We start from the raw sequence: 24,294 nt of genomic DNA, 5'->3' as shown, positions 1-24,294 counted from the left end.
TGCCCGGGCACGTCGGTGTCAGGCGAGCGCCGTCGGCGCTGCCTCGCCGTCGGGGGCGGCCTCGGCCTCCGGAGCCTGCGCGAAAAATTCTATGGCCATGAATCGTGCGCGAAGCCACCGCCGGCGCGGAGGGCCGTGGCGATCATGACCGTCTCAACCAGCTCCGTCTCGCTCGCCCCGGCGGCCTTCGCGGCAGGGACGTGGGCTTCCATGCAGAAGGCGCACTGGGGGTCAGCGCCACGCGACGGCCATGAGCTCGGTGTACTTGTGAGGTATGACCTTCCCGGCCCCGGAGAGGGCCTCCTGGGCGAAGGCCATGAACGCATTGACGGCCTCGGGCGCCCCTTTGCGCAGGTTGCGCAGGTAACGGTGGTCCGTGTCTCCTGGTGGGTCATGCGGAGCTCTCGTCGTGCGTGGTTCGTTGTGCAGGGGGTGGACCGTGCCCTTGCTGCGTGTCGCATGTGTGCCTGAGCGCAGGTCTGATCGGGGGGCCCTCGTCCGGGATCCGGCTGTGAGCGGGCGGCGTCGCGAGCGGGACGCTCGTTCGGTCAGCGTGTGTGGAGGGTGGCGGCGCGTCCCATGCGGGTGACCGCCTCGGTGAGGACGGACCGGGAGGTGGCGAAGTTCAGGCGGACATGCCCGGCTCCTCCCGTGCCGAAGATGTGCCCTGAGGACAGGGCGACCCTGGCGTGTTCGAGGAACAGCCGGGCGGGGCCGGCCAGGTCCGTGACGACCGCGAGGTCGGTACATCCTTCTTCCGGGGCGAGGCCGAGGGACCGGCAGTCGAGCCAGGCGAGGTAGGTTCCCTCCGGTCTGGCGTACCCGATCCCGGGCAGGTGTTCGGCGACGAGCTCACCCAGCAGGGCTCGGTTCGCGTCGAGCCCCGTCAGCAACGCGTCGAGCCACGCGTCGCCGTCGCGGTAGGCCGTCGTGTGGGCGATGATGCCCAGGTAGCTGGCGCCGTGGTGGACTTCCTCAGGTATCCGGCGCACATCGCCGGCCGCCTCAGGTCCCGCGAGGGCGAGCGCGGCCTTGATCCCGGCGAGGTTCCAGCCCTTGGTCGCCGACATGAGCGAGAAGGCGTCCTCGGCGCCGGGCACGCTCAGGTAGGGCGTGAACTCGGCGCCCGGCAGGACGAGCGGAGCGTGGATCTCGTCGGCGACGACGCGAACTCCGTACCGGCGTGCCAGCTCCGCCACGGCGGCGAGCTCCTCTTGGGTGTGGACGGTGCCGGTGGGGTTGTGCGGGTTGCTCAGGAGATAGGCGATCTTGCCCTTGCCGCGCCGCTTCCGGGCGCGTCGAAACGTCTCCTCGAGCGTGCTCAGGTCGATTCGGAGGTCCTGCCCGAGCGGAGCCTCGACGATCCGGCGGTCGTCATGGGTGACGAAGGCGTAGAACGGCGCGTACACGGGGGAGTTGACGACGACCGGATCACCGGGATCGGTGATCAGCCGCAGCACCTGGACCGCGCCCATCATCACGTCCGGGATCACGGCGGCGCGGTCGATCGCCACCCCGTCCCAGTCCCAGCGCCGTGCGGCGAAACCGGCAAGCGACTCGGCGAACTCGGTGCCCGCGGGGTACCCGGTGTCGCCCATGTCGATGGCCTCGCGCAGCGCGTCGGCGACCGCCGGGGCGAGCGGCACGTCCATCTCCGCCACCCACAGCGGCAGGACGTCTGCAGGGTGCGTGCGCCATTTCATGCTCCTGCGCCGACGGAGCTGGTCGAGCGAGAGGTCCTCGAGAGGGTTCGCGCCCCCTCCGGCCCCGGGGCCCCTGGAGCCGCGCGCGTCAGCGGCGGTCATCTTCAGCATTGGACCGCCGTCTCGATCTCCACGCAAGTACCGAGAAGCAGTGGCGCCACTCCGAGAGCCAGGGCTCCAACGGGCAACGTTCGCCCCGTCGCCACGCCCGGTGCGTGACAGGCAAACGTTGCCCGTTGGGACACTGGGCGCGCATGGCGACCGCGGTCCCCGAGTTCGTCAAGTGCCACCTGCGAGGCTGCCTCCGCGACGCCAGGCGCGGCAGTGAACCCGTCCCCGACGATCTGGACGACGCCCTTGATCGCGTCCAGCGGCCCGAGCTCCGCCGCAGCAACCTCAAGGCAGCGCCGCGCCGCCAGTGCGGCCTCCTCGCGCGCCTGGGCGACAGTGACGTTCCGGCCGACGAATCCGGGGTGCCGCACGCCTTCGTCGTCGATGGGCAGCTGGCCGGAGACGAACAGGAGATCGCCTGCGCGAACGGCCCGCTCGAACAGGACAGGCGTCGAGGACGGCTGCTGCATGAGGGCTCCATGGTCAAGAGGCAAGGGATGACAGCTCGTGGCTCGATGACGCCCACCTAATCTTCAACTCAGAGTTGCATCGAGTCAGCTTCCTGACAAGCCCTAAACGAGCTGTTGATGCACGCAAGAGTGGTTGGCGGCGAGGCAGGGGTCGGACCTTTACTGTCCAGAGCGAAACGATTGCAACGAGGAGTTGACATTCGAGAACCGTCTCTCCATATTCTTCAACAAGAATTCGAAACTGGCTGGAAGTCGGCGGCAGGCAGCCTGCCCTCGCAGTCATGACCCCAGCCAGCCTCAACGATCGGCCAGCTTCCCCCGAGGCACGCCGCCTTGTGGGTCACTCTGACTCCTACGCCGCCGGCGTGGCGTTGGCCCAGATGAGCGCCGCGAGCGCCGCTGACATCAAGACGGCGGTACTGCCCGTTTCGATCCGCACGAAGTCACGCAGCGGGGAGTGCGAGCCGCTGCCGCACTGCGTCTGTCCGGTGTACTCAGGTACTCAGCGGCTTCCAGAGGCATAAGGCAGGTGCTCATTCGGCGATCTGCCCGCGGCGCCTCGCATGAGGGGAGCGAGGCGCCGGCGGAGGTGTGGTCAGGTGAAGTCGGGCGTCATGGCCGCGGCCACCTTCATGTGCTTGGCGGCTTCGTCGGCCCTGCCCATGCGTTGGAGGGTACGGCCGAGCATGAGGTGCACGTAGGAGTCGTCCGGCGTGTCCTCCACCAGCTGCCGCAGAACGTCATGGGCACGGGAGAGCTGCGCCGAATGGAAGTAGCCACGAGCAGCGAGCCGTCGGACGTTCAGGTCCTCGGCGTGCTCGCCGAGCAGCGGCTGCAGCAGGGTGAGCGCGCCCAGCGGGTCGCGCTGCTCCAGCAGGGACTCGGACCAGCGCAGCCGCAGCACCTCCTCGGGCAGTTCCCGCGCCCTGACATCCGCGGCTGTGGTGAGGAAGTCGACCATCACGTCCGCCGGTTGGGCTCCCGCGAGCGCCCGGTCGCCGACGACGAGGGTAGGTGAACTCGTGACGGACCGGGCTTTGCCGATCAGGAGGAGTTCGCGTACTTCGCGGTCGGCTGCGCCAGCCTCCAGCAGCCGGCCCGCCTCCGTGAACCCACTCCGGGAAGCCACCTCGAGGAGCTGCGCAGGGTCGCTGATGTCGGCGGCCTCGAGGAAATGTGCCTTCATCAACTGCTCGACGACTCGGTCCTGGAGGGCGCTGCCGCCGTGCTCGTAGGCCAGGAGGACCAGCCGGTGGGCGCTGTGGCTGTCGGACCGCCATGCGGCTCCCCAGTTCGGCCCGAACCCTTCCTCCGCCGCGACCTGCGTGACCGTCGTCTGGTCACGGGACGGGGGCGGGCCGACACACTGGCCCGGTCCGGCGCCCATCGGCAAGTCGTTTCCTCGGCTGAGGATCGGGGTGGCCTGTGCGGGAGCGGTGGGGTCGATCCGGAAGGGCCGCCAGACGACCTCCGTCCGCACACCGGCGAGCGCCGGATCGGCCAGGGCCTTCTCCAGCCTCCGCTTGCCGATGTAGGCCCACGGGCAGAGCATGTCCGCCCACATTTCGATGCGCATGATCATCGTCTCCGGGTGCGCTTGACGTCGAGGCGCCGCTCCGCGGCGGCTGACCGCGGGCGACTGGATCTCCTGGGGATCACGGCGAGGGCTGGGCCGGGAGGTCCTGGGCCCGGCCCCCCATATGCGGCCGTCAGGCCTGGGGCTACTGCTTCTGCTTGTTCTGCTCGTCGGCGATCTGCCTGCGGACCTCGTCCATGTCGATCTTCCGCGACTGCTCGATCAGATCCTCCAACGCGGACTCGGGCAGGGCGCCGGGCTGGGAGAAGATGGCGACCTTGTCCCGGATGATCGCGACGGTGGGGATCGACTGGACGTCGAAGGCCTGCGCGAGCTCCGGCTGCGCCATGGTGTCGACCTTGCCGAAGACGAGGTCGGGGTGGCGCTCGGAGGCAGCCTCGAAGACCGGGCCGAACTGACGGCAGGGCGGGCACCAGTCCGCCCAGAAGTCGATCAGGACGAAGTCGTTGTTCGACACGACCTCGTCGAAATTGTCCTTAGTGAGTTCAACGGTGCTCACGGGGTGTTGCCTTTCGGGTCGATGGGTTGTGTTCGCGGGCGAGGCGTTTCCAGCCCTCGGCTCACGGCGCGAGGTACTCCGCCAGCCGTGCCTCGAGGGCGGGCTTGGGCAGGGCGCCGACGACGGTCGTGACCGGCCTGCCTCCCTGGAAGACCTTCATCGTGGGGATGGAGGTGATCCCGTACTGGGCGGCGGTCTCGGGGTTCTCGTCGACGTTCAGCTTGACGATCCTGATCTTGTCCGCGTGTTCGGCCGCGAGTTGGTCGAGGATCGGGGCGACGGCGCGGCACGGCGGGCACCAGTCCGCCCAGAAGTCCACGAGGACGGGCTTGTCGCTGAGCAGGACGTCGTCCACGAAGGTGGCGTCCGTGACGGGACGGGCTGCCGACATGATGCGTGACTCTCTTTCCGGGGGAGGTGGTGTGCTGTGGTCAGGCGGTGGCGAGTACGGGATCGCCGTCCGGGGCTGGCACGGCGTGGTGCGGCAGGCCCTCGTGGAGGGCGGCCAGGTAGTGCTCGGCATCGAGTGCGGCGACCGTGCCCGACGCGGCGGCGGTGACCGCCTGGCGGTAGGCGGGGTCGATCACGTCGCCCGCGGCGAAGACTCCGGGCAGGTTCGTGCGGGAGCTGCGGCCCTGCACCGCGATCGTGCCGTCCTCGGTCAGGTCGAGCTGTCCGTGGACGAGGTGGACGCGCGGGTCGTTGCCGATCGCGACGAACAGGCCCTGCAGTTCGAGCTCTCGGCGCTCACCGGTGGCCGTGTCGGCCAGGGTGACACCGGTGACGCGTTCCTCGCCGTTGACGGCGACGACCTCGGCGTTCCACACGAACTCGATCTTGTCGTCGGCGAACGCCCGATCCTGCATGATCTTCGAGGCGCGCAGGCTGTCGCGGCGGTGGATGACGTACACCTTCTCGGCGAAGCGGCTGAGGAAGGTTGCCTCCTCCATTGCCGAGTCGCCGCCGCCGACCACGGCGATGGTGCGGCCACGGAAGAAGAAGCCGTCGCAGGTCGCGCACCAGGACACACCCCGGCCGGAGAGCCGGTCCTCGTCCTTCAGGCCCAGCTTGCGGTAGGCGGAGCCGGTCGCGAAGATCACGGCGTGGGCCTGGTGCTGCTCACCGGAGGCGAGCGTGACAATCTTGACGTCGCCGGTCAGGTCGACGGCCGTGACGTCCTCGAAGAGGACCTCGGTGCCGAACTTCTCGGCCTGCTTCTGCATCTTGTCCATGAGGTCCGGGCCCATGACGCCCTCGGGGAAGCCGGGGAAGTTCTCGACCTCGGTCGTGTTCATCAGCTCGCCGCCCGCCTCCACGGAGGAGGCGATCAGCAGCGGCCGCAGATCGGCGCGGGCGGCGTAGAGGGCGGCGGTGTAGCCGGCCGGCCCGGAGCCGATGACGATGATCTGCCGCACGGTGAATCCCTTCTGTCTCGGCAGAGCCGCTTGGAGCAAGCCCTTCTGACCTGCTCCAACACCCACCCTCCTGGAAGTATTCCGTTTGGATCCAACATGTATCCCAGGTTGGGGAGTGGCCCTCATCGGCTCCGCAGCAGGCCGGCACCCCCGCCGAGGGTCCCGCGTTAACCGCCCGGCGCACCGCCCGTGGAAGATGGAACCCATGTCGACGAGCGAGAGCGCTTCCGAGCGTGCCTACGCAGCCATCCGCGAAGGCATCCTCAACGGAACACATCAACCGGGCACCATGCTCGGCGAGGCCGGCGTCGCCGCCGGCCTCGGCCTCAGCCGTACGCCGGTTCGGGCCGCCCTGCTCCGACTCCAGGACGAAGGCTGGATCACCGTGTACCCCAAGCGTGGGGCTCTCGTGCGAGGACTGAGCGAGAAGACCGTCAGGGATCTCGCCGACGCCCGGATCATCCTGGAGAGCACAGGCGTCCAGCGGGCCACCAGCGAGGGCAGGGCAGCCCTCGCCGAGCGACTGGGAAAGGACATCGAGCTGCAGAAACAGGCGCTGAGCGAGCGCGACGTCCACTGCTTCATCGAGCTCACGATCGCCTTCCACCGTTCCTTCGTCGAGGCAGGCGACAACCTCGTGACGCTGGAACTCAACGATCGCCTCGCCGACCGTCAGCGTTTCCTGCTGTTCAGCCTCGGCGACAGGCTCCTGGACCGATGCGCTGACATCATCGCCGAGCACGAGAAGCTGGTCGCCCGGCTCGGTGCCGATGACGTCCAGGGTTTCTGCGGCATCCTTCACTCGCACGTCGCCGACACACTTGGCTCCGACCTGCGCCACATGTACGTCTGAGCGGCGGACGACCCAGAGCGAGCCGCCCGCCGGTGACCTGCGGTCCAGGGCGGTCAGCCGAGTGGCAGGTCGAGCAGGACGTTCTCGATCACTTCGGGCATGGCCGGGTGGATCCAGTACTGTCCGCGGGCCACGGACCGGGCGTCGAGGCCGAAGGACATGGCCTGCACCAACGGCTGGATGAGCGTGGGTGCCTCGGGGCCGATGATGTGCGCACCGAGCAACTCGCCGGTCGCGGGGTCGGCCAGCACCTTCGCGAAGCTGGTCGTGTCCTCCATGGCCCACCCGTACGCGACGCCGCTGTAGGTCCGTACCGCGCTCACGTAGGCGCGTCCGGTGGCTTGCGCCTCCTGCTCGGTGAGCCCCACCGAGGCGATCTTCGGGGAGGAGAAGACCGCGTGGGGAATGTACCGGTGATCGGAGGAGCGCGGCTCGTCGGGATTCAGCAGGTTGTGCTGGACGGTGCGTGCCTCGTGGTTGGCGACGTGCTTGAGCTGCCAGGGAGAGGACACGTCGCCGAGGGCCCACACCCCGGGCACCGAGGTCGCCTGTCGCTCGTCCACGACGATGCGGCCGTCCGGGTGCAGCGAGAGTCCTCCCGCGGCGGCGTCCACGAGGTCGGAGTTGGGCCGGCGGCCCGTGGCCACCAGCAGTTCGTCGGTCTCCACCGTCTCCGCGCCCTCGGGTCCCTCCAGGTCGAGGCGCAGTGTGTCGCCCTTCCGGGTGGCGCGCAGCAGCTTTCGGTTCAGACGGACATCCCAACGGCCCTGTGCAAGTTCGGTGAAGCGCCGGGCCACGTCCGTGTCCTCGTGCCGCAGCAGCACGTCGCTGCGGGCTATCAGGGTGGTCTCCACGCCCAGTGAGGAGAATACGTGGGCCATCTCGGTGGCGACGAAGCCGGAGCCCAGGATGGTCATGCGGCGCGGGAGCCGGTCCATGCGCATGACGGTGTCGCTGGTGTGGTAGCCGAGCGCATTGTCCAGGCCGGGTACGTCGGGGATGTCCGGACGGCTGCCCACGGCCACCACGACCCGGTCCGCGGTGAGCGTGACCGGCCCGTCGGCAGTCTCCACCGTCAGCCGGCGCTCGCCGGTGAAGCGGGCGGTGCCGCGGTAGAGGCTGACGTTGCCGCGCCCGCTGGCGCGGTAGCGCTCGCCTCCGGCGGCGAGTGGGTCGATGCGGCCGAAGATCCGCTCGCGCACGGCGGGCCAGTCGACGCCGCGCAGGGTCAGGTCGACGCCCAGCGTGGCGCCGTGCTGCGGTGCCCGTGCGGTGTCGGCGGTGTGGACGAACATCTTGGTCGGGATGCAGCCGACGTTGAGACACGTGCCGCCGAAGCTGTCGCGCGGGCCGATGCCCTTCTCGACGATGGCGACCTTCCAGTCGGCGAAGCGCTCGTCGACGATCGAGTTTCCGGATCCTGAGCCGACCACGACGAGATCGAAATGACGATCCATGGAGGAGTGACCTATCAGCTTGTTGTGAGGGGCCTGCGCCTGTTCGGACGGCAGGTGGCGATGGGCCGACGGCGAGGGGCGAGATGCCGCACGGCGGACGGGGCGGTCCGCCGTGCGGCATCGCGGCTCGGCACTCCCGGGCGCGGGCAGAAGCGAACTACTCGGCCGGGGTAGCCGCCTGCTCGGCCTGGTCGAAGAACTTCATGGCCATGAACCCGTGCGCGAAACTGCCGCCGGCACGCAGGGCGGACGCGATCATGGTGGTCTCGGCCAGTTCCTCCTGGGTCACGCCCGCCTCGTGGGCGGCCTTGGTGTGCGCCTCGATGCAGTACGCGCACTGCGTGGTCAACGCCACGGCCACGGCCATGAGTTCGGTGTACTTGCGCGGGATGACCTTGTCGGCCCCGGACAGGGCCTCCTGGTTGAAGGCCATGAAGGTCTTGAATGCCGCCGGAGCACCGGCCCGGATGTTCTTGACGTACTTGGGGTCGCTGTGGTCGTGGTAGGACATGCGCGTTCCTGTGATGTCGGTGGGGTGAGAACTCGGCAGATGCCGGGAGTTGTCTGTTCGTGATGGGTGTCAGCAGAGTTCCGTGGCGCCGCCGTCGACGTCGCTGCGCCTTGAACGGCGTGCGCTCGGACGTGGACGTGACGAGCCATCAGGTGGGCTGACAAACAGCCGATGTCGCTGCTCTCCCGGTGGGTGGCAAGCCATGGCGTGCGGACCACCGGGCGCCGTGATCAGGCGAGTGTCGTGACGACGTCGACCGGGTTCGCGATGGTGTCACGGATGGCCGAGTAGCGCTCGACGGCCGAGACCAGCTCTTCGAGCTGCTTCCGGTCGGCCCGCGGGGCGTCGAGGTGGACGCGGACGCGCAGCTGCTGTATTCCCGGACGGACCTCGGGGTCGATACCGAAGGGGCCTCGCATGTCGATGTCGCCCTCCAGCTCCAGGCGGAAGCCCTCGAGCTCGATGCCCATGAGGGCGGCATGGATGGCGAGGGTGACGGTGTAGCAGCCGGCGAGGGCGTGCAGGACGAACTCCAGGGGCGAGGGCGCGGTGTCGGTGCCCATGGCCGCGTGCGGCTCGTCGCTGCTCATCTGGAACTTGGCGACGCGCGACTCGTCGCGCTCTCCACCCATCGTCAGGGCACCGGTGTGCGTGGCGGCACGGAAACCGCCCTGCCACGAGCCCTCGACGGTGAACGTCGCCCGACCCAGTTCCGGGTTGGCCCGTACGGCGTCGACGGTGTCCTGCAGAGCCTTGAGGTCGATCTGGTCGCCAGTGGGCATGATGCGTTTCATCCTCTTCTCGGGTGCTTGCGAAATACGACTGACGGTGGAAATGGTTCCGGCGAAGAATGACGTCATGACCGGCTGCGGTCACGAACGGAAACCGGCATCTGCCGGGAGCGGAATGTGGCGCCGATCAGTTCCGGCCGGTACCCACACCGCCGTCCACGTCCCACACGGCGCCTGTGACCCAATCGGTCTGATCGGACAGGAGGAAAGCGACCGTGGCAGCGACGTCGTCGGCAGCTCCGACACGACCAAGAGGATGGAAAGAGTCGTATTCCTTGAGGGCGGACCCGATTTCCTCCTCGGGAATGAACTCCTTGTAGATGGAGGTGTGCACCACAGCGGGAGACACGACATTGGCCCGGATACCGTGCGGGGCGAATTCCATGGCCAGTTGCTGGGTCAGGGAGTGCAGGCCGGACTTTGCCACCGAGTACGCCGAAGACGGGAAGGCCGCCACCGCCTGTTGCGCCAACATGCCACCGATATTGACGATCGATCCCTTGGCGCCGCGCGCGATCATATTCCCGGCGACGGTCTGCGTGAGGAAGAAAAATGCCCGGGTGATGGCCTGGTAGCGGTCGTAGTCCTCCTCGGTGTGAGCGAGGAAGGGCTTTGGGCTGAAAACACCGGCGGCGTTGACCATGAGGGTCGCGTCGGCGTGGTGTTCCGTCAGGTTGCCGCGGAGGCGTTCCACGGAGGCGCGATCGAAGAGATCCGCGGCCAGGCCGGTGACTTCTCCGTGCTCCGACAGGTCGGCCGTGGCCTTGGCGACGCTGGCCTCACTCCGGCCGGTGACGACGGCACTGCCACCGCCCTCCAGGACACGGCGGGCGGAGGCCAAGCCGATACCGCCGGTGCCGCCGATCACGATGACCTTACGGCCGGTGAATTCGAAAGAACTGCTGGGCATGAAAGAGCGTTTCTGGTGTCGGTTCGGTGCAGGTCTCGGAGATGTACTCGAGTGAGTCATGTCCGGTGGCGAATCAGTGCGACTCGTCACAAGAAGTCGGCACGTCCATCTCCGTGGCTCCCCTTATCACCGTGCCGGGCGAGAGCCGGCGAAAAGGGCAGATGGCAGGAGAACAAGACGGTTCATCGAACGCGAAACGCGGGAAATGAACACACCGGACTCTCCGGTCCTGCTTGATCGGCACCCACCATAGGGACTCTCACAGAGGGGCGGTAGAGGACGCTGAGGCATGTGGCTATAAAGGATGTCTATAGTTGGTCGGCCGGGGGCGATCCAGGAGGAGAGTGACGTGAACATCGAGGGTCTTCGCTATGTCCAAGCCGTGTCGCGGACGAAGTCGTTCAGCGCTGCGGCCCGCGCCTACGGGGTGACTCAGCCGGCCCTGTCCCACGGCATCGCCCGGCTGGAAGAAGAACTCGATGTGAAGGTCTTCGACCGTTCGCCGCGCGGAGTGAAACCCACCCCTCACGGAGCGCGGGTACTGCCGTTGATCGAGAACATCCTGGGCGCAGTCGACGCGCTGGTCGCCGAGGCCCAGCGGCTGGCCCATCCGCCCGCTGACACGATCCGACTGGGGGTGTCCCCCCTGATCGGGGCCGACCTCGTAAACCGAGCCTTCCAAGCCGTCCTCACCCTCGACCATCCACGTGACCTGGTCCTTCGAGAGGCCTGCCTCGACACCTTGCGGAGTGATCTCGGCGCAGGCCGGCTGGACATCGTCATGGCCCCTGTGGTTCCCGGTATGCCGACCTTCCGCCACCGTGTCATGGCGAGTGAGCCGCTGGCCGTGATCAGCTCCGCCGAGCCACCGACCGACGAGCCGGTCGAACTCGAGTCCGCGGCTGGGGCCATGTTCGTCCTCGGAGACCCCGACTGCGAACTGACGAGTTTCACCAAGGAGCTCTTCCGCATCCACGACATGCCGCTGCACACCTATGCCGGTGAAGCCTCCGGCATGCAGTCATTGGAGGAGTGGGCAGCAATGGGGGTGGGGGCGGCGATCGTGCCCATCTCCAAGATCACACGCCGGCACACCGGCTGTCGTCCTCTGGTCCAGGCCGGGGTCCCCGTCGAGATCGACTTCGAGGCCGTCTGGGACTGTGACACTCCGCTCGGTGCCGACTTGGACGCGTTCGTCGACGCGCTCGCCGAGTCCGACGCCTCAGGCGGCTGCTCCCAGCAGCGCCTGCCGACGGCACATGCTGATCAGCAGCAGGCCGTTCGGCCCGCTGCCGCGGCCGGTTAGTTCGCGGGCAAAGTCCCTTCCGTAGCAGGGACTTTGCCCGCCACACGCCGTGTGTTCACCATGATCTCCAGCAGGCGGGCCGGCCCCGGTCGGGTCTGGCGGAGCGACAGCTCACCGAGTGCTCCGTCTTCCGAAGGTCCGGCGTCGCTGTATGGTGGGTGTGCCGTCCATTTGGAGAAGCCTCTGGGCGAAGGGCCGATCTTTGATCGGCCGAGGCTTCTTTCTTCGGCCGCACTAGGCCGGGCTTGCTTGCAAGACGTGCGCATGCCGTCTCTCTACCGTGGTGCCGAATCCTCTCGTGTCGGCGTGCTGCTCGGGCAGATGTTCCGGCGGTACGTGACGGACGCTCGGGAGCGCGCGACTGTAGCGGACCCCACGGACCCCCCCTCGGTGCAGGCGTCTGCCAACGCCCTTGGGCGGCCACCAACCCTGCAAGAAGGAGAAGGACATGAGTGAGACCACCAGCCCCGGCATCGCGGGGGTCAACCACGTGGCCCTGACGGTCACCGACCTCGATGCCAGCGTGGCCTGGTACCAGCGGTTGTTCGGCATGGTCAACGTGGGCAAGTTCCCGCACTTCGACAAGGAGGAGAGCGGCTATGCCGTGGTCCTCGCCGAACCGCGCTCGGGAGTGGTGATCGCCCTGCACACCAACACCGGCAATCGCGGTGAATCGTTCGACGAGGTCCGCACGGGCCTCGATCACCTGGCCTTCACCGTCGCCTCGAGCGAGGAGCTGCAGGCCTGGGCGGCCTGGCTCGACGAACTCGGCATCGAACACACCGGCGTTCGGCACATCACGGATCCGTCCCCCATCTCTACCCTGGTCCTCCGGGACCCCGACAACATCCAGCTCGAGTTCGCCACGACCGGCTGACAGCAGTACTCCCGACCAAAGACGGCCGAGATCTCAGAGCGGTCACCTCGGGTTACTGGGATACATGTGGGATGTAAGTGGAATACGTGCCTGCGGTGCGGACGTTGTGATGCGTGACGAGGCCGTCCGCAGGTTCGGGGGCGCTGTCGCCGCACGAAGTGGCCAACAGAACCCCGGTTGCCCGGCACTACAGAGAAGAGAAGTCGAAAGCCATGAAGTTCCTTCAGGTCAACTACAGCCGCGCGATCAGCAAGCACGACGCTGCGCAAGCCGAACGCCTCACCGCGGTGGCCCATGAGATCGCGTCGGTCCCGGGCCTCCTCTGGAAGGTGTGGGTGTACGACGAGGACGCACGCGTGGCCGGTGGCATGTACCTCTTTGACTCGGAAGAGAGCGCCCGTTCGTTCGGTGACGGCCCCATGGAGAGCGCTCTGCAGTCGTTCCCGGGTGTCGGGGACATCACCAAGCGCTACTTCGACGTCGACGATGCCTTGACCGGGATCACGCGGGGCCCGATCGCGACGCGTTGACGTCCCACGACACCAGGGGCACACGGCCGGCACGTTCACCGTTCCCTCAGGCCCGGGCAACCGGTGCCGGCCGTTTCGGAATCAGCGGCCGGCGGAGATCTGTCGCCGCAGTTCTGCCGCGTAGGTGCTGACCTTGGCGAACCGGGCCGGGTAGCGGCCGTACTCGGAGCTGGCGCCACCGCTGACCACGCCGGCGAGTTTGCCGTCGATGACGAGCGGGCCACCGCTGTCGCCCAGGGCCGCACCGGTGCCGTCGCCTCCCGCGCAGAAGGCCGATCCGGCCTTCAGCGAGGTCCGCTGTTCGTCGATCGTGTAGATCTTCAGGCATTCGGCCAGGGAGCGGACCGGAATGGTCACACCTCGGAGCGTCGTGGAGGGCGGTGCGCTGGTGGAGCTGTCCGCGCCCCATCCCAGTGCCAGACCTTTTCGGCCCGCGCGGTAGAGCTTGCTGTCCCCAGGGCCGGCGAGGGGCAGGGTGCGTTGCGCGAGGGGCCGGCTCAGGGTCAGCACGGCCAGGTCGACGCGGGGAGTGCCGGCCGGCAGGTCGTCGCCCGAGTGCGGGTGAACCCAGATGCGGTTGACCGGCACATGGGTTCCGGCCTTGCCGTGGTACCGGTCCTCGCCGGCGATGACGGTGAGCTTCGGTGAGGGCTCGTCAGCGGGGATGCAGTGCGCCGCCGTCACGACCTTGGTCGGCGCCACGAGCGTGCCACCGCAGCCGATCGGGTTCCCGTTGTCGATCTGCACCATCCACGGGTGCTGGGACGTGCTCGTCGGGCCTCCGCCGACGATTGCGCCCGCCTGCGGGGCCAGCGCGAGTTGCGTGGTCACCATGGCCGCCAGGACGGCTGCGGCGCCCAGGCGGGCAGCGTGGGTGCGCTGGGCCAGGCGGACCCGGGTTAGCGATCGATACATGTGGCTCTCCTCGTCCGTTTGCAGGTGACGACGATGATTGCCGGTTCACGTATCCGTTCCCCCGGCCTTCTGAGGCGGCCGGGACTCGATAACCGCTCGGTGGTGTATCGGTTGTGTCAACTCATCGATTTCGCGCGCACGTCAGCTGTGAAGCCTGGCCTTCGCCCAAACGCCGTGCGGCGGTTTCGTGTGCGCCGCATCAGCAGGTCCGTGCCTACTGCACGATGTGCTGCTGGTCGAAGACGACGGCCGGTACGGCGGTTGTGGCTGTCCGCGATTCGACGGGAGACGCGGTTGCTACGCTCACCCGGCGCTGCGAGTGGAGCACATGCCTGATGAAAAGAACGTCGCCATGACTGCCAGTGAGCCTTCCCCACGAGTGCGCCGCACGCGGCGGAGACGCGCCTGGCCGGGCGTCATTGTCGGCTTGGCGGCCACACTGGCGCTGTCTTCGTGTGGGAACGGCATGGGCACGGTCGACGACGGACCGGCGCCGACGCTGTCACCGCCGGAGAAGGCCAGGCCCCTGTGGCCCGGCTACACCCCTCCCGCGTCGTCCTCCGGTACGGACCGGCCGGTCGAGCAGCACTTCCAGCCCGTCATCGGGGTGCGGATCTCCGTGCCCGTCAGCCGCGCCGAGGCCCAGCAGCTGCTGGTGGCGGACCCCAATGTGTCCTCCTCCTTCAGCGCGAAGGTGTACGGCTGCACCCAGCAGGCGCACGCCGGGTGCCCCACGCTGCGACCAGTGGCCCACCGCGATCTCACGGGGGACGGCAAGGCGGAAGCCGTGGTGGCGGTGGACGACCCCAGCAGCGACCAGACACTCCTGGAGGTTTACAGGATCACCGGCCGAAGTGCCGTCCTTCCTCTGCTGGTGATCTGGGAGCCTCTGGGGGCCACGGCGTCCACGGTCGGACGGGAGCTGCTGGTGACCTCGGAAGACACCAGCACACGCACCACGTCGGTCAGCCGCTACGAATGGAACGGAGACACTCTGACCGTGAGCAACGCCGCCGGGTCCGACCGCGTCGAGCAGCCCGCGTCGGAGGCACCGTGACGTACCACGTATCCGGGATGCCCGTCGAGGCCCGTCTTCTGCTGGTTGAGGATGACGAGGTGATCCGCGACATGCTCCAGGTGTCGCTGGAGCGCTACGGCTTCACCGTGCACGCCGCTGGCGACGGGCTCACCGGTTTGGAACTGTTCCGGGAGCACCGGCCCGACCTGCTGTTGCTGGACGTGATGCTGCCCGAGCTCGACGGGATCGGCCTGTGCCGACGTGTCCGGGAGACGAGCACCGTGCCCATTCTGATGATGTCGGCCCGCGGCGATGCCCTCGATGTCATCTCCGGTCTGGAGTCGGGAGCGGACGACTATGTCGTCAAGCCCTGCGAGAGCGCAGTCGTCGTCGCCCGGATCCGGTCGCTGCTGCGGCGGGTCTCGTTCGCGGCTCAGTCGCCTCCCGCGCGAGGTGTGCAGCCGTCGGCCCCGGAACAGGCTGGGACGCAGGGGCTGTTGCGGTTCGGTGATCTGTGCATCGACACCGACGGCTTGGAAGTGAGCCGCGAGGGTCGGCTGATCGCCCTGACGCCGACGGAGCTGCGCCTGCTGCTGGAGTTCGCCGCTCACGCGGGCACGGTGCTGGATCGGGGAACCCTGCTGCGGCGGGTGTGGGAGCACGAATGGGACCAAGACACCCGGGTGGTCGACCTTCATGTGCAGCGGCTGCGCGCCAAGATAGGCAGCGAGTTCATCGAGACGGTGCGTGGCTTCGGCTACAAGATGCGCCGATGAACCTCCGGTGGCGTATCGGCACGCTGGTCGTGTCGACGACGGCCGCGGCGGTCGCCTGCGTGGGCGTGTGGGTGCATGTGGACGCGTACGACCGGGAGCTGAAACAGGCCCGGTCGGCTGTCCGTACGGATCTCGACCGGGCCGCATCGGTGTACGCCCGCACCGGCGACGTAACCGGGACCGGTGCCCGTCTGGACGCGAAGCTCCCCCCAGGTCTGGCCGGGCTTGTGCACGACGGGCATCGCGGCACCGCGCTGGTCGAGGGGCCGCGAGGGCGTGAGATGTGGGCTGCTCGCCCGGCCGGTGGCAAAACCCTGTCGGTGAGCGCGAACGTGGAGCCGACGCTGCGCGCTCTGGAAGCGCTTGACACGAGCATCGCCGTGGCCGGGGCCCTGACCGCCGCAGTGCTGCTGCCGGCGGGAGCCTTCACGGCCTCCCGGCTGAGCCGGCGACTGCGCCTCGCGGCGACCACAGCGAGACAGATCACCCACGGCGACCTCGACGCACGCATCGGCGCTCCGGCACAGCCCCGGGATGAGATCGACGAGATCTCCCAGGCCCTGGACACCATGGCGGCGACACTGCAGGCACGTCTGACGACGGAACAGCGTTTCACTGCCGACGTCGCCCACGAACTGCGCACCCCCTTGATGGGGCTCCTGACGGCGGCCGAGAACCTTCCAGAGGGGCGGATCACCGACCATGTGCGCGAGCGGGTGCGGGCCCTGTGTTCCCTGACGGACGATCTGCTGGAGATCTCCCGGCTGGACACCGGCGCGGAGGAACCTGACATGTCCGCCTGGTCCTTGCGCCTGCTGGTCGAACAGGCCGTGGTGCGCGCCCACTTCGCCGTAAGCCTGCACCCGGCGCAGGACGGTGACTCGGCCACCCTGGTCCGCACGGATCCCCGCCGGCTGAGCCGTATCCTCGCCAACCTGCTGGCCAACGCCCACCGGCATGGGAAGCCGCCCGTGGAAGTCACCGTCACCGCCACCTCGGTGACGGTGCGCGATCACGGGCCGGGATACCCCGAGGAGCTTCTGAACGAGGGTCCCCAGCGTTTTCGTTCACACGCTCCGGAACGCGGTAAGGGGCACGGTCTGGGGCTGACCATCGCCCTGGGGCAGGCCGAGGTGATCGGCGGCCGGCTCCGCTTCGGGAACGCACCCGACGGCGGTGCCCAGGCCGTCCTCATTCTGCCTGCAGCCCCTGACGGTCCCGAGTAGACCGCGGCCCACCCCGCCCCCGATACACGGCGGATACACGACCGAGCAGGTTTCGAGTCTCCACGGACGGCCGGCGGAGGCGGGCCGTAGACCTGCGCCGTCAACCATCGGCAGCACCCCCGCGAAGTCCGTCGCGGACTGTCCGATGGAGCAGTGTATGACCGACCGACGTCTCCCAGTCCGTGAGCCCGACCGGTACAACAGCCGGCGCTCGGGCCATCGGCGACGCGGCGCCCGCGCCCGGACCGCGGTGCCGTCCGCTCGGCGCCCGGCACGCCGGCTGCTGGTGACGGCGGCGGTGGTCACGGCGGCCCTGGGGGCCGGCGTCGCCTTCGCGTATCAGAATCTGAACGGCAATATCGCCTCGCAGGACGTCGACGGGCAGCTTGACGCCAAGGCCCGGCCGGAGCGCACGTCTCCCGGCGCGGTGAACGTGTTGCTGCTCGGCTCGGATTCGCGGTCGGGAGTGAACCGCGAGTACGGCCGGGACGAAGGCGGCGCCCGCTCCGACACCGCCATGGTCGTCCATGTGGCCAAGGGCCACCGATCCGCCTCGGTGATCAGCATCCCGCGGGACACCCTGGTCGACAGGCCGTCCTGCGCCACCAGCTCGGGTGACGCTCCGGCTGCGCGGTCCGTCATGTTCAACTCCGCCTATGCGACGGGGGGTTTGACCTGCTCGGTCGCCACCGTCGAGGAGCTGTCCGGGCTGCGGATCGACCATGTCGTGGAGATCGACTTCTCCGGTTTCAAGAAGCTGATCGACACGCTCGGCGGGGTCCGGGTGGATGTCCCGCAGAACATCGACGACCACTACAGCCACGCTCATCTGTCCAAGGGAACACAGCGCCTCGACGGCGAACAGGCCCTCGGCCTCGTACGGACCCGGCACGGTATCGGCGACGGCAGCGACCTCGGCCGAATCAGGCTCCAGCAGATCTTCATGAAGGCCCTGATCGGCCAGATACGCTCCGCTGACCTGCTGACGGATCCCGTCAAGCTCTACCGGCTCCTCGACGACGTCACGAGCGCCATCACCACGGACAAGGGCCTCGGCTCGCTCGCCTCGCTGACGTCCTTCGCCCGCTCCCTCGACGGACTGGACGCCGACCGCGTCGACTTCCGCACCCTGCCCGTCACCCCAGCCCCGCAGGATCCCAACCGGGTCGTCCCTGAGGCGGCACAGGCCGGCGCCATCTGGAAGGCGCTGCGCGAGGACCGATCGCTGCCCGCCCGGAGCGAAGAGGGTGGAAAGCAGTGAGCGACACCACGACCATGGTGTTCAACCGCCCCGTCATCCATCAGCGCGGTCCTGCCCCGTGTCCATACCTGCACGGGCTGGACGGCGTACGGGCCTTGGCAGTTCTTCTCGTCGTCGTGTACCACGCCGACCCGTCCTGGCTGCCCGGCGGTTTCCTCGGGGTCGATGTCTTCTTCGTCCTCAGCGGCTATCTGATCACAAACCTGCTGTGCGCAGAACGGCACCGCACCGGCCGGATCGACCTCCTGCAGTTCTGGCTACGCCGGGCACGCCGACTGCTCCCCGCTCTGGTCACCCTCCTGGTCACCGTGACCGCCGTGGCGGCGCTCTGGCGCCCTGCGCGGATCGACGCCTCCGGACGCGACATCCTGTCGGCGCTGACCTTCACCAACAACTGGTGGCAGATCAGCACCCACGCCTCCTACTTCGCCTCCTTCGGGCCCCCGCCCCTCTTCCAGCACCTATGGACCCTCGGTGTGGAGGAACAGTTCTACCTCGCCTGGCCCCTGGTGGTCCTGGGGCTGCTGTGGGCGGTGCCCCATGCCCATGCACGGGTTCGCGTGGCGGTCGTCCTGGCAGCGGCGGGCACGTCCCTCGCTCTGATGGTGCTGCTCCACCAGACAGGTGAGGACACCTCCCGCGCCTACTTCGGCAGCGACACCCACGCCTTCGGGCTGCTGCTCGGCGCAGCCCTCGCACTCATGGTTCCGCCCGCGCGTACCTGGAAGCACCGCTGGGCACCTCGGGTGTGCGGGGCGGCCGGAGTGGTGGGATGGATGGTGCTGTGGGTGCTGGCCGGCGTGATCCACTCCGACTCCGCCCACCTGTACCCGTGGGGTTTCGCCGCCGCAGCCGGTGCCGCCGGTGCCGTCGTCCTGGCCGCCGCGCAGGCCGACTCGGTCTTCGTCACGGTGATGAGTGCCTCCTGGCTGCGCTGGATCGGCCGCCGGTCCTACGGGATCTATCTCTGGCACATGCCGCTGATCGCGCTGGCTGTGCCGAAGGGGCACACCGCACGGGACGTGCCGCTCAACGGCCTGTGCGCCGCGGCCCTGGCAGTGGCCGTGGCGGCGGCCTCCTACCGCTGGGTGGAGGAACCCCTGCGCCGCCACGGTCTGCGCCGGACGGCCACGATGGTGCTCGCGGCACTGGCCGGCGAGGACAGGCGGGCGGCAACCGATCCGCTCCGTGCGGACGGCGGCTTCGGTGCAGGTGATTCCCGGCACGGGGCCCCGGGTGACGACAGGGCTGCGAAACGGCCTTCCTGGGTCCCCCGCGTGCTGGCCGTCGGCGCGGGGCTTGCCGTTCTCGTCGCCGCCTGGGGCATCTCCACCGCCGGGGACGGGAACAGCGCCGCCGACCGGATAGCCGCTGCGCAACGTGCCCTCCACGGCGGTGCAGCGAACCGGTCGACGCACCCCACAGGTGCCGAAAGCGTCACGGCTGTCGGTGACTCCGTCATGGTCGCCGCCGCCCCGGCACTCCAGGAAGACTTCCCCGGCATCGCCATCGACGCCAAGGTCAGCCGCCAACTGTCCGTCGGCCCCGCCGTGGTGCGCTCTCTCGGTAAGCAGCGCCGACTGAACCAGGTCCTGCTGATCGGCCTCGGCACGAATGGCGTCGGCGGCCGCCAGGATCTCGAACAGATCGTCCGGGAAGCCGGTCATCGCACCGTCGTCCTGGTTACCGTGCACGGCCCCCTCGGTTGGAAGGACCAGGTGAACACCGCGATCAGGCAGACCGCTGCGGCGCACCCGAACGTGGTGCTCGCGGACTGGGATCGAGCCATCCAGGGCAAGGACGACCTGCTCGCGGACGACGGCATCCACCCCGGGCCCGCGGGCGGCAGACTGTACGCGAAGACAGTCGCGCAAGCCCTGGACCACGCGAAGGAACGGACGTGAGGGGCCCCTGCCGTGCTGCGCCGCAAGCGAATCGAAACCAGCCATGCCGTCGTCACGCATCGACGACGAGATTCGACAATGGCTTCGAGTAGCAGAGCAGGATGGGGACTGTCCTTCTCGCGGACGTGGACCGCCAGGATGTGAGGTCGGCACGGCTGACCTCCGGGCCTTCCACGACGAGGTGGCTCAGCAGCCCACCGTCTTGGTGAGTTCGGGCTCGTGCCGCCGCCCGCCGATCAGGATCGCCGGCTGGTCCAACTCGGCGACGGCCGGAAGGAAGAATTCCCCGGCATGACCATCGAACGCCGAGCTCAGCCGCCAACTGTCTGTCGGCCCCGCCGTGGTGCGCTCTCTCGGTGAGCAGGGTCGGCTGAACCAGGTCCTGCTGATCGGCCTCGGCACGAATGGCGTCGGCGGCCGCCGGGATCTCGAACAGATCGTCCGTCTTGCCGACCCGGTCGTGGTTCCGGCGACCCTGCAAGCCACGGTTACGTCGAGGATGGCGGTGCTCTTCTTCATCGTTGCCGTGTCTCTGCGAGGAGCCGGTCGGCGAGGTCGCGGTCGAGCCGGATGGTCTTCGGGGGCTGCGCGGATGCGGTCCAGGCCGGCAGCCGTACGGCGTGCTGGTCATGCAGGCGTTGGAGGTGGTGTTCCGCGCGGTCGACGGCTCCTGGGAACGGGTCCGGAGACAGGCAGAGGACGAACATGCCGATACCGGGGGGATCAGATCCGTGGTCGAAGGGAGCCGCGTCGATCGAGAAGGCGGCTCCCGCCAAGGTGGCCAGCAGCTCGCCGAGCAGCGCGATGTTGCCTCCGCGGTGACCGCCGAACGGCAGCAGCGCGCCCCGTAGGGCCTCGTCCGGGTCGGTGGTCGCCGCTCCGTCCGGTCCGATCGCCCAGCCCTGGGGCAGGGCAGTTCCGGCTTGTGCCGCGTGCCGTACGTTGACGTACGCCGTCTGGGAGGACGCCTGGTCAATGACGAACGGTGGGGCGCCGGCACGCGGCACGGCGTAGGCGATCGGGTTGGTGCCGAGCACCCTGGTGGCCGAACCCCCGAGTGACATCAACGCCGGGCTGTTGGCACACGCCACGGCAATGAGTCCCGCTTCGGCCAGTCGGCGCGGGTAATAGCCGAGTTCTCCGCAGGTGTAGGCGTTGCGGATCCACAGAGTCGCCGTCCCAAGGCGTGCCGTCGCCTCCACCAGATCGGTGAAGGCTGCGTCGAAGGCGACCTGGGCGAGACCGTGACGGGCGTCGGCCACGATGCAGGCCGGTGCCGGCCGGAGCACCTCGGGTTCCGCGCCAACGGCGATCCGGCCTGACTCGTAGGACCGGAGGTAGTCAAACAAGTGGGCGACTCCGACCGCGGTGTTTCCTGCGCCCTCAGCCGCGACTGTGGCCTTGGCAAGCGCCTGTGCAGCCCGCTGATCGGCACCGGCGGCCTGTGCGGCCTGGGCGCAGAGTTCAACCAGCCGGTCGTGGTCGACCGTGACCGTTCCGGCCTCGTTGGCCGTCACGTGAGGAGCCGTTCGTCCGCCGGAGCGTGAGAAATGAGTTCCGGTGCACCCTCGGTGACGATGATCTGCTCCTCGAACTTGGCGCCCTCCGTTCCGCCGACGGCTCCCATGTAGCCCTCGACGCTGAGGACCATTCCGGACTCGATCATGCCCGGGTGGTGGTCCTTCATCGTGATCACCGGATACTCGTCCGCGGCACCGCACCCATGGGCGATGAAGGGATAGCGCTGCTGGCGGTACTTCTCCGGAATGCGCTTCCCCAGCATCTCGCCGAGCTCCGCAAAACTGCGTCCGGCGACGAACTCGGGGATGCTTTCGTGAACGAACTCGTACGCCGCCCGGTACACCTCTCGCTGTTCCGCGGTGGCCGGACGATCACCGCACAAGTAGGTACGCGAAATGTCGGTCAAGTAGCCGAACGGGCCCACCAGGTCGGTGTCGAAAGCCACGAGGTCACCGTTCTGTACGACGCGGTGCGTCGCCTCCTGCATCCACGGGTTGGTCCTGGGCCCCGAGCACAGCAGCCGTGCCTCGGCATGAAGTGCCCCGTGCGAGAAGGTCTCGTGAGCCAGGTCCGCCCACAACTCGTTCTCGGTCCGGCCCGGCTTGAGGTGGTGGAGAAACGCCGCAACGGCCTCGTCCACCAGACGTGCGTTGTCGCGGTGGACGTCGAGTTCGGTCGGCGTCTTCACCGCGCGAGCCGTCTCGAGCACCGGGACGGCGTCGATGACCTCGATCCCCTGAGCGGCCAGTTCGAGGAAGGCGACCGCGTCGACGCGGTCGACACCGAGCGGTTCCTCCCGCAGCCCCCGCTCCTGCAGTGCGGCGACCACTTCGGCGATGGCCCTCTTGGCAACACGTCTGCTGTGCAGGCCCGATCCAAAGAAGGCGAAGCCTTCTGCCGTGCGGATCTCGCCGCCCCAGTGCAGTCGGCTCAGGTGCACCTGCTCGGCACCGTCCCACAGAATCGGATCGTGCTCGGCGAAGACCAGTGCCCAGCGGTAGGGGCAGTGCAGATTGGCCACCAGGAACTGCCCGTCGCAGGTCGCATACCGGACATTGGCGGGATCGAAGAGCAGTGCGGCGGCCAGCCCTGCCGCCTTCATGCCGGCCTGCGCACGCGCGAGACGCTCGGCCTGCAGGGCCTTGACGTCGATCGTGATCGGCTGCCGGTGCACGGGGTCGACCATCATGACGCAGTCTCCTCTCAGCCACGCAGAACCCTGCTGTCGATCCTGCGGCGGCATGACGTCTCTGGTGGGAGTCAGACCGGGAGGCTCGCCCGGATCCGCTGGACATACCAGTTCACGAAGGCCTCGACGTCGTCCTCGACCGTCGAGTAGGGACCCGGCACGTAGCCGGAGTTGGCGACGCCGCACTGAGTGCCCTCGACCAGGGCACGGTCCTCGTCGTTGGTGGCCGTCCAGACCGCGGTCAGCGCGTCGACGTCGTAGTCGACGCCCTCGACCGCGTCGGGGTGCACCAGCCAGGTGGTGCGTACGAGGGTCCGGCCGGGAGACAGCGGCTGGACCCAGAACACGACGGCGTGGTCGCTGAGGAAGTGGAACCAGGCGTTCGGCTGCATGTGCAGCGAAAGGTCACCGAACTTGGGGTCGGTGATGGAGCCGAGCAGCTTCTTGCAGACCTGCTCACCACCGGTCCCGAGCGATGCGCCTGCCCCGTCGAGCGGCAGATGGAAGAGCTGGAATCCCGTCGCACGCGAGTCCAGCTCCCGCCGCTCCTGCTGCGGGAAGCCGGCTGTGGTGCGAGTGGCGGTCAACGCCGCCTCCGCGGCCTTGTAGCGCTCGTACAGTGGCAGCAGCCGCGGCGGGACGTCCTCCTCGGAGTGTCGGTTGAAGGGGAAGTACGCGGTGAGGAGTTCCGGGTGCGACACATCGCAGTGGTGGCATTCCCGGTTGTTCTCCATCACCAGCTTCCAGTTGCCCTCCTCCACGATGTCGGTCTGGTGAGCGACCTTCGCGTTCTTGAGGTCATACGGCAGCAGGTACGGCTCCACGAACTCACTGAACTCGTCGAAGTCGGCCGGCGGCTCCTCGGCCAGGCAGAGGAACACCATTCCCCCGACCGTCCGGACATGTGCGGGCCTGAGACCGAACTGCTCGCGGTCGAAGGTGGGCGGCTGGTATTCGGCGAAGACCAGGCTCCCGTCAGTTCGGTAAGTCCACTGGTGGTAGGGGCAGACAATGTTTCCGACCGACCCGCACGGTTCGGACAGGAGGCGCGAGCCTCGGTGGCGGCAGACGTTGCGGAAGGCACGCACCTCTTCGTCGTCGCGGACGATGATCACGGAGTGGGGCCCTACGTCGATCGTCACGTAGTCGCCGGCCTCGGGGATCTCGGCTTCCGTGGCGCAGAAGAACCAGTGCCTGCCGAAGATGACGTCGAGGTCCAGCTCGTGGATCTCCTGGCTCGTGTAGAAGGGTGCTTCGAGGCTGTGGCCGACCGCTCGGCGGTTCACGACGGACGTGATGTCCAAATCGGGCTTGTCGATGCTCATGTGCGTCACTGTCATGTCTCCAAGGGTCGGATCCGGGGGCGCCCGGATGGGACGGCGACAAGCTGGCAGGTGAGTGTTTCGCTATGTGAAACATGAGTGCTCTGCGAAACAAAGCAAGGGTGCAGCGCA

24 protein-coding genes are annotated in these 24,294 nt (G+C 68.3%); 10 read left to right on the top strand and 14 right to left on the bottom strand.

What is annotated here, in order from left to right; genetic code table 11:
* Nucleotides 1–89: 89 nt before the first annotated feature.
* Both ACLZOT_RS29700 and ACLZOT_RS29695 read right to left on the bottom strand, forming a co-directional pair.
* Nucleotides 90–212 (bottom strand): hypothetical protein, encoded by a 123-nt coding sequence (locus ACLZOT_RS29700; RefSeq protein WP_416972197.1) that lies wholly within the window; start codon nucleotides 210–212, stop codon nucleotides 90–92.
* Nucleotides 213–548: 336 nt separating this feature from the next.
* Nucleotides 549–1,814, bottom strand: coding sequence for a MalY/PatB family protein (locus ACLZOT_RS29695; protein WP_416972196.1), 1,266 nt, complete (start codon nucleotides 1,812–1,814; stop codon nucleotides 549–551).
* 143 nt (nucleotides 1,815–1,957) lie between these two features.
* Between ACLZOT_RS29695 and ACLZOT_RS29690 the strand changes: the two genes are divergently transcribed.
* Complete coding sequence (locus ACLZOT_RS29690; protein WP_416972195.1) at nucleotides 1,958–2,344, top strand: hypothetical protein; 387 nt, start codon at nucleotides 1,958–1,960, stop codon at nucleotides 2,342–2,344.
* Between the two features lie 535 nt (nucleotides 2,345–2,879).
* On the opposite strand, the gene ACLZOT_RS29685 is transcribed toward ACLZOT_RS29690, so the two are convergent.
* The 4 genes from ACLZOT_RS29685 to trxB all read right to left on the bottom strand — a co-directional run bounded on the left by ACLZOT_RS29685 (nucleotide 2,880) and on the right by trxB (nucleotide 5,795).
* A complete protein-coding gene (locus ACLZOT_RS29685; RefSeq protein WP_416972194.1) occupies nucleotides 2,880–3,860 on the bottom strand; it encodes a DsbA family protein in 981 nt (326 codons plus the stop codon).
* 145 nt (nucleotides 3,861–4,005) lie between these two features.
* Nucleotides 4,006–4,380, bottom strand: coding sequence for a thioredoxin family protein (locus ACLZOT_RS29680; protein ID WP_416972193.1), 375 nt, complete (start codon nucleotides 4,378–4,380; stop codon nucleotides 4,006–4,008).
* Between the two features lie 61 nt (nucleotides 4,381–4,441).
* A complete protein-coding gene (trxA, locus tag ACLZOT_RS29675) occupies nucleotides 4,442–4,771 on the bottom strand; it encodes a thioredoxin (protein WP_416972192.1) in 330 nt (109 codons plus the stop codon).
* Nucleotides 4,772–4,811: 40 nt separating this feature from the next.
* Nucleotides 4,812–5,795, bottom strand: a complete 984-nt coding sequence (trxB, locus tag ACLZOT_RS29670; protein WP_416972191.1) for a thioredoxin-disulfide reductase — start codon at nucleotides 5,793–5,795, stop codon at nucleotides 4,812–4,814.
* Nucleotides 5,796–6,000: 205 nt separating this feature from the next.
* On the opposite strand from trxB, the gene ACLZOT_RS29665 reads away from it, so the two are divergent.
* Nucleotides 6,001–6,648, top strand: a complete 648-nt coding sequence (locus ACLZOT_RS29665) for a GntR family transcriptional regulator (protein ID WP_416972190.1) — start codon at nucleotides 6,001–6,003, stop codon at nucleotides 6,646–6,648.
* 53 nt (nucleotides 6,649–6,701) lie between these two features.
* Here ACLZOT_RS29665 and ACLZOT_RS29660 read toward each other — a convergent pair whose 3' ends face one another.
* From ACLZOT_RS29660 to ACLZOT_RS29645, 4 genes are all read right to left on the bottom strand, one after another.
* Nucleotides 6,702–8,105 carry a mycothione reductase gene (locus tag ACLZOT_RS29660; RefSeq protein WP_416972189.1) on the bottom strand — a complete coding sequence of 468 codons (1,404 nt, stop codon included), beginning with the start codon at nucleotides 8,103–8,105 and terminating at the stop codon, nucleotides 6,702–6,704.
* Between the two features lie 157 nt (nucleotides 8,106–8,262).
* Nucleotides 8,263–8,616 carry a carboxymuconolactone decarboxylase family protein gene (locus tag ACLZOT_RS29655; RefSeq protein ID WP_416972188.1) on the bottom strand — a complete coding sequence of 118 codons (354 nt, stop codon included), beginning with the start codon at nucleotides 8,614–8,616 and terminating at the stop codon, nucleotides 8,263–8,265.
* Between the two features lie 230 nt (nucleotides 8,617–8,846).
* The gene (locus ACLZOT_RS29650; RefSeq protein WP_416972187.1) at nucleotides 8,847–9,398 is read right to left on the bottom strand and encodes an OsmC family protein; all 552 of its coding nucleotides are present in this window, start codon (nucleotides 9,396–9,398) and stop codon (nucleotides 8,847–8,849) included.
* Nucleotides 9,399–9,534: 136 nt separating this feature from the next.
* Nucleotides 9,535–10,317, bottom strand: coding sequence for an SDR family NAD(P)-dependent oxidoreductase (locus ACLZOT_RS29645; protein WP_416972186.1), 783 nt, complete (start codon nucleotides 10,315–10,317; stop codon nucleotides 9,535–9,537).
* A gap of 349 nt (nucleotides 10,318–10,666) precedes the next feature.
* Between ACLZOT_RS29645 and ACLZOT_RS29640 the strand changes: the two genes are divergently transcribed.
* The 3 genes from ACLZOT_RS29640 (at nucleotide 10,667) to ACLZOT_RS29630 (ending at nucleotide 13,030) form a co-directional block, all read left to right on the top strand.
* On the top strand, nucleotides 10,667–11,623 hold the full coding sequence (locus ACLZOT_RS29640) for a LysR family transcriptional regulator (RefSeq protein WP_416972185.1): 957 nt from the start codon (nucleotides 10,667–10,669) through the stop codon (nucleotides 11,621–11,623).
* Between the two features lie 448 nt (nucleotides 11,624–12,071).
* Complete coding sequence (locus ACLZOT_RS29635) at nucleotides 12,072–12,500, top strand: VOC family protein (RefSeq protein WP_416972184.1); 429 nt, start codon at nucleotides 12,072–12,074, stop codon at nucleotides 12,498–12,500.
* A 113-nt stretch (nucleotides 12,501–12,613) separates the two neighbouring features.
* On the top strand, nucleotides 12,614–13,030 hold the full coding sequence (locus ACLZOT_RS29630; protein ID WP_416972183.1) for a YdhR family protein: 417 nt from the start codon (nucleotides 12,614–12,616) through the stop codon (nucleotides 13,028–13,030).
* 81 nt (nucleotides 13,031–13,111) lie between these two features.
* Here the strand turns inward: ACLZOT_RS29630 and ACLZOT_RS29625 are convergent, their stop codons facing one another.
* Complete coding sequence (locus tag ACLZOT_RS29625) at nucleotides 13,112–13,945, bottom strand: S1 family peptidase (RefSeq protein WP_416972182.1); 834 nt, start codon at nucleotides 13,943–13,945, stop codon at nucleotides 13,112–13,114.
* A 466-nt stretch (nucleotides 13,946–14,411) separates the two neighbouring features.
* Between ACLZOT_RS29625 and ACLZOT_RS29620 the strand changes: the two genes are divergently transcribed.
* The 5 genes from ACLZOT_RS29620 to ACLZOT_RS29600 all read left to right on the top strand — a co-directional run bounded on the left by ACLZOT_RS29620 (nucleotide 14,412) and on the right by ACLZOT_RS29600 (nucleotide 20,130).
* A complete protein-coding gene (locus ACLZOT_RS29620; protein ID WP_416972181.1) occupies nucleotides 14,412–15,002 on the top strand; it encodes a hypothetical protein in 591 nt (196 codons plus the stop codon).
* Between the two features lie 17 nt (nucleotides 15,003–15,019).
* Entirely contained in the window at nucleotides 15,020–15,739 is a 720-nt protein-coding gene (cseB, locus tag ACLZOT_RS29615) for a two-component system response regulator CseB (RefSeq protein WP_416972180.1), read from the top strand.
* Complete coding sequence (locus ACLZOT_RS29610) at nucleotides 15,736–16,965, top strand: sensor histidine kinase (protein WP_416972179.1); 1,230 nt, start codon at nucleotides 15,736–15,738, stop codon at nucleotides 16,963–16,965. The genes cseB and ACLZOT_RS29610 overlap by 4 nt, the downstream gene beginning before the upstream one ends.
* A gap of 157 nt (nucleotides 16,966–17,122) precedes the next feature.
* Nucleotides 17,123–18,226, top strand: a complete 1,104-nt coding sequence (locus ACLZOT_RS29605; protein ID WP_416972178.1) for an LCP family protein — start codon at nucleotides 17,123–17,125, stop codon at nucleotides 18,224–18,226.
* The gene (locus ACLZOT_RS29600; protein ID WP_416972177.1) at nucleotides 18,223–20,130 is read left to right on the top strand and encodes an acyltransferase family protein; all 1,908 of its coding nucleotides are present in this window, start codon (nucleotides 18,223–18,225) and stop codon (nucleotides 20,128–20,130) included. Before ACLZOT_RS29605 ends, ACLZOT_RS29600 begins: the two co-directional genes overlap by 4 nt.
* A gap of 515 nt (nucleotides 20,131–20,645) precedes the next feature.
* On the opposite strand, the gene ACLZOT_RS29595 is transcribed toward ACLZOT_RS29600, so the two are convergent.
* From ACLZOT_RS29595 to ACLZOT_RS29585, 3 genes are all read right to left on the bottom strand, one after another.
* On the bottom strand, nucleotides 20,646–21,647 hold the full coding sequence (locus ACLZOT_RS29595; RefSeq protein ID WP_416972176.1) for an Ldh family oxidoreductase: 1,002 nt from the start codon (nucleotides 21,645–21,647) through the stop codon (nucleotides 20,646–20,648).
* The gene (locus tag ACLZOT_RS29590) at nucleotides 21,644–22,840 is read right to left on the bottom strand and encodes a M24 family metallopeptidase (RefSeq protein ID WP_416972175.1); all 1,197 of its coding nucleotides are present in this window, start codon (nucleotides 22,838–22,840) and stop codon (nucleotides 21,644–21,646) included. Before ACLZOT_RS29590 ends, ACLZOT_RS29595 begins: the two co-directional genes overlap by 4 nt.
* A gap of 71 nt (nucleotides 22,841–22,911) precedes the next feature.
* Complete coding sequence (locus tag ACLZOT_RS29585) at nucleotides 22,912–24,165, bottom strand: aromatic ring-hydroxylating oxygenase subunit alpha (protein WP_416972174.1); 1,254 nt, start codon at nucleotides 24,163–24,165, stop codon at nucleotides 22,912–22,914.
* Nucleotides 24,166–24,294: the final 129 nt, after the last annotated feature.

The sequence above is a fragment of the Streptomyces sp. 4F14 genome (assembly GCF_048159485.1).
Classification (GTDB): Bacteria; Actinomycetota; Actinomycetes; order Streptomycetales; family Streptomycetaceae; genus Streptomyces.
Note: the sequence above shows the minus strand (reverse complement) of the source record. Positions and strands in the feature narration are given on the sequence as shown.